Annotated in this window: 10 protein-coding genes; 7 read left to right on the top strand and 3 right to left on the bottom strand. The window is 72.9% G+C overall.

What is annotated here, in order from left to right:
• Window positions 1-290 precede the first annotated feature (290 nt).
• On the top strand, window positions 291-1,412 hold the full coding sequence (locus ABD340_RS38065; protein WP_344595817.1) for an acyl-CoA dehydrogenase family protein: 1,122 nt from the start codon (window positions 291-293) through the stop codon (window positions 1,410-1,412).
• Here ABD340_RS38065 and ABD340_RS38060 read toward each other — a convergent pair.
• The gene (locus ABD340_RS38060; RefSeq protein WP_344595815.1) at window positions 1,378-2,643 is read right to left on the bottom strand and encodes an RNA-guided endonuclease InsQ/TnpB family protein; all 1,266 of its coding nucleotides are present in this window, start codon (window positions 2,641-2,643) and stop codon (window positions 1,378-1,380) included. The genes ABD340_RS38065 and ABD340_RS38060 overlap by 35 nt on opposite strands.
• A gap of 149 nt (window positions 2,644-2,792) precedes the next feature.
• Between ABD340_RS38060 and ABD340_RS38055 the strand changes: the two genes are divergently transcribed.
• The 6 genes from ABD340_RS38055 to ABD340_RS38030 all read left to right on the top strand — a co-directional run bounded on the left by ABD340_RS38055 (window position 2,793) and on the right by ABD340_RS38030 (window position 10,550).
• Complete coding sequence (locus tag ABD340_RS38055; protein WP_344595813.1) at window positions 2,793-3,809, top strand: acyl-CoA dehydrogenase family protein; 1,017 nt, start codon at window positions 2,793-2,795, stop codon at window positions 3,807-3,809.
• Between the two features lie 28 nt (window positions 3,810-3,837).
• On the top strand, window positions 3,838-5,925 hold the full coding sequence (locus ABD340_RS38050; protein WP_344595812.1) for a hydantoinase/oxoprolinase family protein: 2,088 nt from the start codon (window positions 3,838-3,840) through the stop codon (window positions 5,923-5,925).
• The gene (locus ABD340_RS38045) at window positions 5,922-7,547 is read left to right on the top strand and encodes a hydantoinase B/oxoprolinase family protein (RefSeq protein ID WP_344595810.1); all 1,626 of its coding nucleotides are present in this window, start codon (window positions 5,922-5,924) and stop codon (window positions 7,545-7,547) included. Before ABD340_RS38050 ends, ABD340_RS38045 begins: the two co-directional genes overlap by 4 nt.
• Window positions 7,544-8,395, top strand: a complete 852-nt coding sequence (locus tag ABD340_RS38040; RefSeq protein ID WP_344595809.1) for a TIGR03619 family F420-dependent LLM class oxidoreductase — start codon at window positions 7,544-7,546, stop codon at window positions 8,393-8,395. Before ABD340_RS38045 ends, ABD340_RS38040 begins: the two co-directional genes overlap by 4 nt.
• A 131-nt stretch (window positions 8,396-8,526) precedes the next feature.
• Entirely contained in the window at window positions 8,527-9,210 is a 684-nt protein-coding gene (locus ABD340_RS38035) for a response regulator transcription factor (protein WP_344595808.1), read from the top strand.
• Complete coding sequence (locus ABD340_RS38030) at window positions 9,207-10,550, top strand: sensor histidine kinase (protein WP_344595807.1); 1,344 nt, start codon at window positions 9,207-9,209, stop codon at window positions 10,548-10,550. Before ABD340_RS38035 ends, ABD340_RS38030 begins: the two co-directional genes overlap by 4 nt.
• 304 nt (window positions 10,551-10,854) lie before the next feature.
• Here the strand turns inward: ABD340_RS38030 and ABD340_RS38025 are convergent, their stop codons facing one another.
• Both ABD340_RS38025 and ABD340_RS38020 read right to left on the bottom strand, forming a co-directional pair.
• Window positions 10,855-11,253 carry a nuclear transport factor 2 family protein gene (locus ABD340_RS38025; protein ID WP_344595805.1) on the bottom strand — a complete coding sequence of 133 codons (399 nt, stop codon included), beginning with the start codon at window positions 11,251-11,253 and terminating at the stop codon, window positions 10,855-10,857.
• Between the two features lie 119 nt (window positions 11,254-11,372).
• Window positions 11,373-13,088, bottom strand: coding sequence for a tannase/feruloyl esterase family alpha/beta hydrolase (locus ABD340_RS38020; protein ID WP_344595804.1), 1,716 nt, complete (start codon window positions 13,086-13,088; stop codon window positions 11,373-11,375).
• Window positions 13,089-13,159: the final 71 nt, after the last annotated feature.

The following is a 13,159-nucleotide window of genomic DNA, read 5'->3' as shown; positions in this document are numbered from 1 at the left end:
TTGCGCAACCACTCTTCGAATCTGCGCAACGTCAGCCTGGGCATGATCGGCCCGATCGCGGAGGGCGCGCTGCGCGGGATCACCGCGGACGCGGTCTTCCTGGGCGTGGACGCTGATCGCCGATTCCGGGGCGCCGCCGGAGGTGCTGGCGGGGTTCCGGGAGCGCCCCGAGATCACGGTGGCCGTCGCCCCTTCCTGACCCGCCTGGCCGAGGGTGGTCCCTTGCCGGGCCGGGGGAGGGGGCGCTAGCGTGCCAAGCGGTCGCTAGGTTGGTCTCTGTCGGAGGTCGTGTGGATCTCACCTTCACCCCGCGGCAGCGCGCGTTCCGGGCCGAGGTCCGCGACTGGCTCGCCGCGCACGTCCCCCCTGACCCGCCGCCCTCGATGGACACCGCCGAGGGCTTCGCACGGCACCGCGAGTGGGAGCGCACGCTGGCCGGGGCGCGGCTGTCGGCGGTGTCCTGGCCCGCGGAGTACGGGGGCCGCGGCGCGGACCTCGTCGACTGGCTGATCTTCGAGGAGGAGTACTGGGCCGCCGGTGCGCCCGGCCGGGTGAGCCAGAACGGGATCTTCCTCCTCGCCCCCACCCTGATGGCGTACGGCACCGCCGAGCAGAAGCGGCGGCATCTGCCCCGGATGGCCCGCGCCGACGACGTCTGGGCGCAGGCGTGGTCGGAACCGGAGGCGGGCAGCGACCTGGCCGCCCTGCGCGCCACCGCCGCCCCCGACGGCGACGGCTGGCGGCTGAACGGGCAGAAGACCTGGAGCTCGCGCGCCGCGTACGCGGACTGGTGCTTCGGCCTGTTCCGCAGCGATCCCGGCTCCGAGCGGCATCGCGGCCTCACCTATTTCATGCTGCCGCTGGACAGTCCGGGCGTGACCGTGCGGCCGATCGCGCAGCTCGACGGCGAGCACGGCTTCGCGGAGATCTTCTTCGACGGCGTGCACGTCCCGGCGGACGGCGTGCTCGGCGGCGTCGGCCAGGGATGGAAGGTCGCGATGGCCACTACCAGCTCCGAGCGCGGGCTGACGCTACGCAGTCCCGGCCGCTTCATGGCCACCGCGGACCGGCTGCTCGACCTGGCGGTGGCGAGCGACGACCAGACGCTGCGGGACGAGGCCGTCCGAGCGTGGTGCGACAGCGACGCCTACCGGGCGCACACCTTCCAGGCGGCCGCGCGGCTGGCCGAGGGCGGCGAACTGGGCGCCGCCTCCAGCCTCATGAAGGTGTTCTGGTCCGAGCTCGACCTGCGCATGCACGAGCTGGCGCTGCGGCTGCTCGGCCCGCGCGCGCCCGCCGCCGGGCGCTGGCTGGACGGCTTCCTGTTCGCGCTGGCCGGGCCGATCTACGCCGGGACGAACGAGATCCAGCGCAACATCATCGCCGAACGCGTCCTGGGGCTGCCGAGTTGACGTCCTCCCTTGCCCGAAGGCAGAGAAGTCCGCGGGTCGCCCCGCGGGTTTCCTGCTTCGCTGCCGACCGCCCCGTCCGGGAGGACTCCCGTTGAGGTCTTACACCGGCTCCACAGGCCGTCACCGCCCGTCCGGCGGCCAGAAGGTTCTTGGCGGCGTTCACGTCCCGATCGTGGGTCGCGCCGCACTCGCACGCCCAGGTGCGGACGTTCAGCGGCATCCTCTTTTGCAAGGTGCCGCAGGCCGAGCACAATTTGGAGGAGGGGAACCAGCGGTCGACTGCGATCACTTCGCGGCCGTACCAGGCGGCCTTGTACTCCAGCATGCTCCGGAAATCGCTCCAGGCCGCGTCGCTGATAGCGCGGGCGAGCTTGCGGTTCTTGACCATGTTGCGGACGGTCAGGTCCTCGATCACGATCGTTTGGTTTTCACGAACGAGCCGAGTGGTGAGCTTGTGCAGGTGGTCACGCCTGCGGTCGGCGATCCGGGCATGGATCCTGGCGACTCTCCGTCTGGCCTTGGCGCGGTTGGCGCCCTCGCCTTTGGCCTTGCGGGCCAGTTCCCGCTGGGCCTTGGCCAGCCGCTCGCGGTCGCGCCGCTCGTGCCGGGGGTTGGCGATCTTCTCACCGGTGGACAGGGTCAGCAGGTGCTCCAGTCCGGCGTCCACACCGACTGCGTCGCCGGCCTCGGGCAGCGGCATGACAGAAGGGTCCTCGCACAGCAGGGACACGAACCAGCGCCCGGCCGCGTCCTGCGAGACGGTCACCGTGGACGGCCGCGCGGCCTCCGGCAGGGACCGCGACCATACGATGTCCAGCGGGTCGGACATCTTCGCCAGAGTGAGCTCACCGTCCCGGAACCGAAATGCGCTGGTGGTGTACTCCGCGGACTTGCGGGACTTCTTGCGGGACTTGAACCGGGGATACCGCGCCCGCTTATCCCAGAAGGCGGTGAACGCCGCCTGCAGGTGCCGCAGCGCCTGTTGCAGCGGAACCGAGGACACCTCGTTGAGGTAGGCGAGTTCCTCGGTCTTCTTCCACGCCGTCAGCATCGCCGACGTGGCGTTGTAGTTGACACGATCCTGGCGCAGCGTCCACGCCTGAGTACGGGCGGCCAGTGCCAGGTTGTAGACCTTCCGCACGCACCCGAACGTCCGGGCAAGCTCGGCAGCTTGCTCGTGGGTCGGGTAGAAGCGGTACTTGAACGCCCGCTTCACATGCCGGGTCGACATGCCCACAAGCTAGCAACACCAGCTTGTGCAAGTCGGGTGTTCGGGGGGTGGACGCCGCGCCCCGGCGGCCGAACGGTTGTCCTTGCCCTGATCCGCAGGAGTCCGATTCTTGCCCGGCCTGAAGGCCGGGCTCTCCTCGGAGGTTCCCGATGAGGTTCTCGTTCACCGCCGACCAGCGGCTGCTGGCCGAGACCGTCCGCGAGGTGCTCGCCAAGACCTGTCCTCCCGAGGCGGTACGGGCCGCGGCCGCCGCCGGGCCGGGCTCCGCGGCGCGGCCGGGACCGGCGTGGCGGGCGCTCTCCGATGTCGGGCTGCTCGGCGCGCACGTCCCCGAGGAGCACGGCGGGCTCGGGCTGACCCCGGTCGACACCGTGCTCGCGTACGAGGAGACCGGGCGGTTCGCGGTGCCGGGCCCGCTGGTCGAGACGGCCGTCGCGGCGCCGCCCGTGCTGCGCGGCGACACCGGCCGGACGGAGGCGATCGCGGCGGGCGCACTGATCGTGTCGGCCCGCCCGGCGGACTCGCCCTACCTGCCCGACGCCGACCTAGCCGGCCTCCTCATCGTCGCCGGGCCCGGCGGGGAGGTGGCGATCGCAGAACCGGACGCCGGCACGTCCCTGACACCGCACGCGTCCGTCGACCAGACCCGCCGCCTCTTCACCGCCGACCTGCCCGAAACGGGTCGCGATCAGGCCGCGGCGGAGGCGTTCGACCGGGCCGCCCTGGCGACGGCCGCGCAGCTGCTCGGGCTGGGGCGGCGGCTGTGCGGGGACGCGGTCGCCTACGCCGGGCAGCGGCGCCAGTTCGGGAAGGCCATCGGGACGTTCCAGGCCGTCAAGCATCAGCTCGCCGACGTCGCGGTCGGGCTGGAGTTCGCCGCCCCGCTGGTCTACAAGGCCGCGTACGCGCTCGCCCACGGCGCCGCGACCGCGCCGCGCGAGGTGTCCGCCGCCAAGAACGCCGCGAGCGAGGCCGCGCACCGCGCCGCCCGCACGGCCCTGCAGGTCCACGGCGCGATCGGCTACACCGACGAACTCGACCTCCAGCTATGGCTCAACCGCGTATGGGCGCTGCGCTCCGCATGGGGCGACGACGGCCTGCACCGCGCCCGGCTACGCCAAGCCCTTCTCGCTCCCCAAAGGTCTCGTATCGCCCGCCTGCCCTAAGTGCCCGAAGAGTAGGAGTGAGGAGCGTATGGGCATCACCCTTGCCAGCGATGTCGGAGGCACGTTCACCGACGTGGTCCTCACCGGGGCCGATGGGCGCGTCCAGGTGGCGAAGACGCTCACCACGCCCGACGACCCCACGATCGGGTTGCTTCGAGGGGTGGAGCAGGTCCTCGCGGCGACCGGAGTGGAGCCGGGACACGTCGACCGGTTCGTCCACGCCACCACCCTCGCGACCAACGTGATCCTTGAACGGACAGGGGTGCCCGTAGCGTTCGTCACCACCGCGGGGTTCCGGTCAATGCTCGCGCTGGGACGGCAGGCCCGCGTGGAGGAGGAACGCTACGACCTGGCGTACGAGCGGCCCGAGCCGCCCGTCCCCCTGTCGCACACCTTCGCCGTACCGGAACGCATCGCCGCCAACGGCGAGGTGCTGGTCCCGCTAGAGGAGGAAGCAGCCGCCCTCGTCGCGGACGAGATCGCGGCCCTCGGCGTGGCCGCCGTGGCGATCTGCCTGCTGCACTCCTACGTCAACCCCGTCCACGAGCAACGCCTAGCCGACATCGTCCGCAACGCGCTCCCGGACGGGACCCCGGTCGTCACGTCCTCGTCGGTGTGGCCGGAGATGGGCGAGTACGAGCGCGCCACCACGACCCTCATGTCCGCATACGTGGGACCCGTCATGGCGTCCTACCTCGAACGGCTCAGCGCGCGCTTGCGCGACCTGGGCGTCACGGCGCCGGTGCACGTGATGGAGTCCGCCGGCGGAGTGCTGCCGACGGCGCTGGCCGCGTCCCGCGCCGTCTACACGATCGAGTCCGGCCCGGCCGCCGGGGTCATCGCCGCGGCCAGGGAGGGCGCGCGGCGCGGCCTGGCCGATCTCATCTCCTTCGACATGGGCGGGACGACCGCCAAGGCCGGGCTCGTCCGCGGCGGCCGGCCCGGCGTCACGCACGAGTTCCAGGTCGGCGGCAAGGGCAGCTTCGGCGGGCGCCGGCCCGGCACCGGCGTGCCGATCAAGGTGCCCGCGATCGATCTGGCCGAGGTCGGGTCGGGCGGCGGGTCGATCGCGTGGGTGGAGTCCGGCACGCTGCGGGTCGGGCCGCGCTCGGCCGGCGCCGACCCCGGACCCGCCTGCTACGGGCGCGGCGGCGGGCTGCCGACCGTCACCGACGCCGATCTGGTCCTCGGCTACCTCGACCCGGACGGATTCGGCGGGTTCACGCTGTCGGCGGAGCGGGCGCGCGCGGCCATCGCCGAGCATCTCGCCCGTCCCCTGGACGTCGGCGTGGTCGAGGCGGCCGCGGCCGTCCACGACATCGCGAACGCGCAGATGGGCGCGGCCGTGCACGTGGTGACCGTGCGGCGCGGCATCGACCCGCGCGGCTTCACCCTGGTCGCGCTCGGCGGCGCGGCGCCGACGCACGCGGCCCGCCTCGCCGAGCGCTTCGGCATCGCGCGCGTGCTCGTGCCGCCGCAGGCCGGCGTCGGGTCGGCGGTCGGGCTGCTGTACGCCGACCTCGCCATCGAGCGCGCCCGCACGTTCCTGGCGCCCGTGGCGGGTCTGGTGTCGTGCTCGGGGAGCCGTGACGCGCTCGGCGGGCTGGCGCGCGTCTTCGACGATCTGGAGCGCGCCGCACTGGCCGACCTCGCGGTCGCCGAAGCGGTGTGCGTCCGCTCCGTCGGGATCCGCTTCATCGGCCAGGCGCACGCCTTCACCGTCGAGCTGCCGTCCGGGCCCATCACGCCGGAGACCGTGCAGCGCGCGGCCGAGGAGTTCTACAAGCGCTACCAGGAGTCGTACGGGATAGAGCTGCGCGACCCCGCCGAGCTCACCACGGCGCGCGTACGCGTCGTCCTGCCGTCGGGTTCGCGGGAACGCCTCGCCGCCGCGCCACCGGGCGGCGCGGACGGGACCGGTTCGCGCCGGGTGTGGCTGGACGGTGCGTTCCAGGACGTCCCGACCCGCGAGCGCGCCGCCTGCGCCCCCGGGGACGAGCTGACCGGCCCGTGCGTCGTCACCGAGCCGCAGTGCTCGCTGCTGGTGCCGCCCGGCTGGCACGGCGCCGTCGACGACCACGGCGCCCTTCTCATCCACCACGAGGAGCCATCGTGAGCGGTGACGAGTTGACCGCGGAGATCCTGCGTAACGCGCTGTGCGTGGCCGCGGAGGAGGCCGGCATCGTCGTGGTGCGGTCCGCTTACTCGACGTTCATCGTCGAGGGCGCGGACGCCGCCGCCGCGATCCTGGACGCGCAGGGGCGGCTCATCGCCCATTCCCTCTCCACGGCCCTGATCCAGTGCGCGAGCCTGCGCGGCGCGCTCCCGTACGTCCTCAAGAGCCACCCGCCGGACACGATGGAGCCGGGCGACGTGTTCGTGCTCAACGACGTCTACCAAGGCGGCATCCACGCCAACGACCTGCTCGTCTTCAAACCCGTCTTCATCGAGGGCGTGCCCGCCTACTTCACCGGGACGCTCATCCACGTCGCCGACCTGTCCGGGCTGTCGGCGGGCGGGATGGCCTCCGACGCCACCGACGTGTTCCTGGAGGGCCTCCAGCTCCCGCCCGTCCGCATCGCCACCGCGCGCGGCCTCGTCGACGACATGGTGCGGGTGCTGGCCGCCAACAGCCGCACGCCCGGCAAGCTCGTCGGCGACCTGCGCGCGCTCATCGCCGGCGCCAACGTCGCGGCCCGCCGGCTGGAGGAGATCGCCGAGGCGCACACCCCCGAGGGTCTCGCGCGGGGCATCGCCGGATACCTCGCGCACACCGAGCGCCGCATGCGCATCGGCCTCGCCGGCCTCCCGCAGGGCACCCACCGCGGCGGGTACCGGCTGGACGACGGGCACACGATCCGCGTCGCGGTCGGCGTCGACGGCTGCGGCGGCATCGTCGTCGACTTCGCCGGCACCGACGAGCAGGTCCCGCTGCCGATCAACTCCGGCTTCTCCCAGACGCACGGCGGCGTGCTGTACGCGGTGCGCTGCTTCGTCGACCCGGCGCTGCCGATGAACGAGGGCTGCTTCGCGCCCGTCGAGGTCCGCATGCCCGCCGGGACGCTGGTGCACTGCACGCCCCCGTTCCCCGGCGGCGGCCGGTTCGGCACCGTCGCGGCGGCCGAGGAGGCCGTGTTCGCCGCCCTCACCACGGCTTTCCCCGGCGGCGGGGGAGTGGCCGCGTCCGGGATCCTGCAGGCCTTCAGCATCAGCGGGGCGCGGCGGCCGTGGCTGCACATGTCGTTCGACCTCGGCGGCATGGGCGCGCGCGACGGCCACGACGGGCCGGACGCGACCGGGGCGCTGTTCGGCGGCGGGCGCAACATCGTCCCGCAGGCCGAGCCGATCGAGGCGCGGCTGCCCGTGCGGGTGGAGGAGGTCTCGCTCATCCCGGACTCGGGCGGAGCCGGGCGCCACCGCGGCGGGCTCGGCACCCGCACCGTCATCCGGATGCTGGACGGCGCGCGCGTCGACACCCGCGGCGACCGGCTGCTCCGGCCACCGCCCGGAGCGGCGGGCGGCGGGCCCGGCCGGGCCGGCGGCTACTACCGCGAACGCGCCGACGGCACCCGCGAACCGCTCGGCACCAAGGCGACCCGCCAACCGCTCGACGAGGGCGAGGCCCTGGTCGTGGAGACCTCCGGCGGGGGCGGCTACGGCGACCCCGCCGAACGCGACCCCGACGCCGTCCGCCGCGACCTCGCCGACGGCCGCGTCACCCGGGAGGACCCGCGATGAGGTTCGGCGTGCCGCTGGGACTCGTCCACCCGGCCGTCTGGCAGGACCTGGCCGTCGAGGCCGACCGGCTCGGGTTCGAGTCCGTCTGGCTGCCCGAGCACCTCGTCTTCGCCACCGACCTGTCCACCGCCGCCTACCCCGGCACGGAACGGCCCGGCATCAGGCCCGAGACCCCGCTGTTCGACGCGCCCGCCTACCTGTGCGCGCTCGCCGCCGTCACCTCCCGCGTCCGCCTCGGCACGGCCGTCTACCTGTACGGCCTGCGCCACCCGTTCGTCGCCGCGCGCGCGTTCGCCACCCTCGACCGGATCTCCGGCGGGCGCGCCATCGTCGGGGTCGGCGCCGGCTGGTACGAGGGCGAGTGGATCGCCGCCGGGGTCGACTTCGCCACCCGGGGCCGGCGGCTGGACGAGGCGATCGCGGTGTCCCGGCGGCTGTGGAGCGAGCCGGCCGTCGAGCACCGCGGCGAGTTCTTCGGCTTCCCCGAGGTCGCGTTCGAGCCCAAGCCCGTCCAGAAGCGGCTCCCGGTGGTCGCGGGAGGCGAGTCCGACGCCGCGCTCCGCCGCGCCGCCTTCCTCTGCGACGGGTGGATCAGCATGCCGCAGACCCTGGAAGGCGTCGCCCTGCGGCTTCAGCGACTCCGTGCGTACCGGAGAGAGGCGGGGCGGACCGGGGAGCCGTTCGAGATCACCGTGCACGCCTACGGGCTTTCAGGGCCCGCGGAGGTCGCCGACTGGGAGGCGCTCGGCGTCGACCGGCTGATCGTCCGGCCCTGGCGGCGCACCGGCGAGGCCGCCGGCCGGCTGGCCGCCTTCGCCGCCGACCACGGCCTGCGGCCGACCCCGTAGCGCGATGGCGCGCACACGACATTCCGTACTTCCAACCGCGGCAGGCCCCCGGCCAGCGCCGTTACGACACCTCGAAGGGCAACGTACGACATTGCGCGACGCATTGGCACATGGTGGCATACGGTTCCGGCATGGCGAGTGTGCTCGTGGTGGAGGACGACCCGAACGTCCGGACGGCCCTCATCCGTGAACTGAGCGCGCGGTCGCACGTTGTGCGCAGCGTCGGGACGGCGATGGACGCGCTGCGCGAGGTGACCCAGTCGCCTCCCGACGTGGTGATCCTCGATCTGGGGCTGCCCGATCTCGACGGTGCCGAGGTGCTGAAGATGCTGCGCGGAGTCTCCGACGTCCCGGTCATCATCGCGACGGCCCGGGACGACGAACCCGAGATCGTCCGGTTACTGAACGCGGGCGCCGACGACTACCTCATCAAACCGTTCTCGGCCGAGCATCTCAGCGCCCGGCTGGCCGCGGTACTGCGTCGCGCGTCCCGCTCCGGTCCCACCGCCGAACTGCGCGTGGGCGGGCTGCACATCGACCTGGACAAGCGCGAGGCCGCGCTGGACGGCGCCGCGCTGGAACTCACCCGCCGCGAGTTCGACCTCTTGGCCTACCTCGCCGCCCGGCCCGGCCGGGTGGTGGCCCGCCGCGAGCTGCTCGCCGAGGTGTGGCGGCAGGCCTACGGCGACGACCAGACCATCGACGTGCACCTGTCGTGGCTGCGCCGCAAGCTCGGCGAGACCGCCGCCAAACCCCGCTACCTGCATACCGTGCGCGGCGTCGGCGTGCGCCTGGCCGACCCCCGCAAGTCATGAGGCGGACGCTGGTCCTGGTGTCACTGGCGGTGACGTCGATGGTCGCGCTGGCGTTCCTCATCCCGCTGGCGCTGACGGTCCGGGAGATCGCCCGCGACCGCGCCCTCACCACCGCCGAGCGGCAGGCCAGCGCGCTCGGCCCGGTGCTGGTCGTCACCGAGGACCCGGCCTCGCTGGAACGGGCCGTCGTCAGCACCCAGGCCGGCGCCGCCCGCCGGATGGCCGTGCACATGCCCGACAACACCATCGTCCCGCAGGGGCCCCGCGGAGGCTCCCGCGCCGGCCTCGACCAGATCACCGAGGCGGCCCGGCGCGGCCGCTCGTACACCACCCGCGTCGACAGCGGGCACGCGCTGCTCCAGCCGGTCTCGCTGGACGCGGGCCGCACCGCCGTCGTCGAGGTCTTCATCCCCGACGAGGACCTGTCGCGCGGCGTGTGGAACGCCTGGCTGGTCATGACCGCCGTCGCCGCCGCGCTGGTGGCCGGGTCGGTCGCGGTGGCCGACCGGCTGGGCGCCCGGATGATCCGCTCCACCCGGCGGCTGGCCGAGGCCGCGGGCGCGTTCGGCGACGGCGACCTGCGGGTGCGGATCGAGCCCGACGGCCCGCCCGAGCTGGTGGAGGCCGGGCTGGCGTTCAACGCGATGGCCGACCACGTCGTCCAGCTGCTGGCCGCCGAGCGGGAGATGGCCGCCGACCTCTCGCACCGGCTCCGCACCCCGCTGGCCGCGCTGCGGCTGAACGCCGAGGCGCTGGGCAACGGCCCGGTCGCCGACCAGACCCGCGAGGCCGTCGGCCGGATCGAGCACGAGGTCGACCAGATCATCCGCACCGTCCGCAAGCCGACCGCGCGCGGCAGCTGCGACGCCTCCAAGGTGCTGAAGGAACGGGTCGCGTTCTGGTCGGTGCTGGCCGAGGACGAGGGCCGCTCCTGCGAGCTGATCGGCGCCGACCGCCCGGCCGCGCTGCCCATCCCCGCGACCGAGCTGGCCGCCGCCGTGGACGCGCTGCTGGGCAACGTCTTCCGGCACACCACCGAGGGCACCGACTTCGCCGTCACCCTGCACGTCGGCAAGGGCCTCACCGGCATCCTGGTCGCCGACGCGGGCCCCGGCATCGCCGACCCGACGGCCGCGCTGCGGCGCGGCAGCAGCGGCGGCGGCTCCACCGGCCTCGGCCTCGACATCGCCCGCCGCGCGGCCGAGGCCACCGGCGGGCATCTGCGCATCCACCGCTCGGTGCTGGGCGGCGCGCAGATCCAGATGTGGTTCCGCACCAAGTGGCTACCGCCCCAGCGCCGCTCCCGCCGCCTGGTCCGGCGCCGCCACTCCCGTATCTGAGCTGTGTTTCCCAGTCCCGGCCTACGGCGCTCGCCTAGCGGGCTGTGTTTTTTGCAAGCCCGGCCCAGGCTGCTCGCCTGGCGGCTCGCACCCTGACCGTGCTTGGTGCGAGCGCGACATCGCTTCGCGATCTGCCCGGTGACGCTCGCCTCCGGCATCGCCCCAGCGGCCAGGTAGCGCGCTCGCGCCGTACCTGAGGTCACTCCGAGACAGACCCTAGGACGCGTGTCCAGCCCTCGTCGCCGGACACCCGCACCCTCGCCCGCCACGCGCGCGTGATCATTTCCTTCGGTCCCCCGGAATTCTAGCGGCGACCGGCTTCGAGCAGCCGCAGGCCGTACCAGCCCCAGTAGACGCGGTGACGCTGGATGAGCCCGTCGGCGATCTCCATCACCTCGGCGAAGTCCATCTGGTCCCCGTCCGGCGCGGATCGCGGATACTCCCAGATCAGCGTCCGGCCGTCGGTGAAGTAGCCGGTGCGGAACCGCTTGCGCTGCGGCGGCTGCCGGTCGAACACGACCTGGAGGAACTCGCGCAGTTGCCCGTGTCCCCGCCGGACGCCCTCGTCGACACCCAGATGGTGGCGGATGAGCGGGCTCTCGAGCACCGCGTCGGGTGCGTAAAGGGCGAGCGCCGCGTCGACGTCCTTCGCTCCCAGCGCCTCGTCCCACGCCTGATAGATCCGCTCGATCTCTGCCGTCATGAGCTGGGCCTCCTCACTCGTTCGGAACTGAGCCCAGTCTGGGAGCGAACCCTTTCGACGCACGCCGAAACATCGCTGCGGGGCAGTCCCGCCCCACCGGGCGGGACTGTCCCTCCGTGCTAGGCCTTGCCCTTCTGGCAGACCCACTTGCCGTCGACCCAGCCGCAGGTTTTCTGGTAACCCGAGCGGAAGCTGCCCAGCCAGCTGATCCGCTGGTCCGCCGAACGGCGCGGCTGTGCGGTGTAGCTCGACGCCTTATCGACGGGCCCGCCCGTGGTGTTCACGGCCATGAGCGGGTACGGGAAGGCCGGGCGGGTCGAACCGTCCGCCTTGCTCGTGAGCATGCTGTCCGGTGCCTTCCCCTGCTCGACCCAGTCGACCACCGCGGTGAGCGCGTCGAAACGGTCGGGGCCCGGGCCGCCGCTGCAGTGGGCCACACCGGGCAGCATGAACAGCCGGGCGAACTCCTGGGTCCGGTCGAGCCCGCCCATGCGGTCGGTGACCGCGTTGTAGTACGCGATCGTGCTGGACGGGGGCACCGCCGGGTCGGCCTCACCGTGCCACATGATCAGCTTGCCGCCCTTCCGGCGGAACGCGCTCAGATCCGGGTCGGTGGAGTCGTAGATGCCCGAGACGCGGCCCATGATCTCCTTGAAGTTCGCCTCGGTGAACTGGACGTCGTCGAGCGTCAGCGATGGCCGCACCCCCGGGTAGGCGAGCCAGCGCAGCGTGTTCACGGCGAAGGCGGCCTGGCGTGACGGCGTGCCCGGGGTGGTGGGGACGAGCCAGTTCGCCCACTCGCTTTCCGAACCGTGCGGCTGCCAGCCCGGGTACATCAGCCGGCCCTTGCGATCCCGCGCCCCGGAGTAGATCTTGCTCAGCGACTCGAGTTGCGCCGGGGTGAGGCAGAAGCCGGACGCGTTGCCACGAGCCGGGCAGGCGATGCTCTTCGGATCGAACTCGCAGTCCATCGAGTCGCTGACCAGGCCGTCGCGGGTGCCGTCACGGGCGTCGCACGCCTTGAGCACGGCCTCGTGCAGCGGCTTTAGATCGTCCACGCTGAGGGTCGGCTTGCCGTTGCCGTCCAGCATGGCCTTCCCGTTCCAGCCCTGGTCCCAGATGGCGAGCGCGGTCATGTTCGCCGCGGGCGCGCCGGAGACGATGCCGTCGAAGTCCTCCGGGTAGCGCTGCGCCTCGGTGAGGGCCTGGTCGCCGCCCTCCGAGCAGCCGGTGAAGTACGAGCGCGCGGCGGGCTGGCCGTAGAAGCGCTTGATGACGTCCTTGGCCAGGATGGAGGTGAGGTGCTGGGAGCGGTAGCCGAAGTCGACCCGCAGTTGCGGGTCGGCGCCGAAGAGCCCATCGGTCCCGTTGATTCCGTAGTGGCCCTCGTTGTCCGAGGCCACCGCGAACGTTCCGTTGGTGAGCGGGGCACAGCCGTAGCTGGCCGGGGCGTTCACGTTGACGCTGCCGCAGAAGCCGCCACAGCCGGTCTGCAGATAACGCCGTTCCCACGTCTTGGTGGGCAGCATCAGCTCGAACTGGATCTGCGGTGCGATGACGCCCTTGACCCTGCAGGCCTCCCACTTGCCGAGCGGGTTGTCGTCGGCCGCGACGACCGTCGCCGAGGCGATGTTCGCCGGTGCGTCCGGGACACCGCTCAGATCCAGCCGCGCGACCTCCGCGCAGGACATGGCCGGGAGCGTCGCACCCTTGGGCGCGCTGAACTTGAGGGGACGGGGCGTGGCCTCCGCCCCGGTGGCGACGAACAGCGCCGCTACGAGCACGAGCACGTTCAGCACCACGGCGACGGTGCGCCGCCGGATCGGAACCTTCATGGAGAGTGTCAACGGGCCTCCAGGCTGTGACGTGGACCACCGCGATGATCGGGTGCCCCTGCCGCGCGTCC

Origin of the sequence: Actinomadura vinacea, from assembly GCF_039532545.1 — a bacterium.
Taxonomy (GTDB): Bacteria; Actinomycetota; Actinomycetes; order Streptosporangiales; family Streptosporangiaceae; genus Spirillospora; species Spirillospora vinacea.
Note: the sequence above shows the minus strand (reverse complement) of the source record. Positions and strands in the feature narration are given on the sequence as shown.

Coding starts and splice junctions, on each gene's coding strand:
- ABD340_RS38060 (WP_344595815.1), bottom strand. CDS start 2,643: ATGTCGACCCGGCATGTGAAGCGGGCGTTCAAGTACCGCTTCTACCCG.
- ABD340_RS38055 (WP_344595813.1), top strand. CDS start 2,793: ATGAGGTTCTCGTTCACCGCCGACCAGCGGCTGCTGGCCGAGACCGTC.
- ABD340_RS38050 (WP_344595812.1), top strand. CDS start 3,838: ATGGGCATCACCCTTGCCAGCGATGTCGGAGGCACGTTCACCGACGTG.
- ABD340_RS38040 (WP_344595809.1), top strand. CDS start 7,544: ATGAGGTTCGGCGTGCCGCTGGGACTCGTCCACCCGGCCGTCTGGCAG.
- ABD340_RS38035 (WP_344595808.1), top strand. CDS start 8,527: ATGGCGAGTGTGCTCGTGGTGGAGGACGACCCGAACGTCCGGACGGCC.
- ABD340_RS38030 (WP_344595807.1), top strand. CDS start 9,207: ATGAGGCGGACGCTGGTCCTGGTGTCACTGGCGGTGACGTCGATGGTC.
- ABD340_RS38025 (WP_344595805.1), bottom strand. CDS start 11,253: ATGACGGCAGAGATCGAGCGGATCTATCAGGCGTGGGACGAGGCGCTG.
- ABD340_RS38020 (WP_344595804.1), bottom strand. CDS start 13,088: ATGAAGGTTCCGATCCGGCGGCGCACCGTCGCCGTGGTGCTGAACGTG.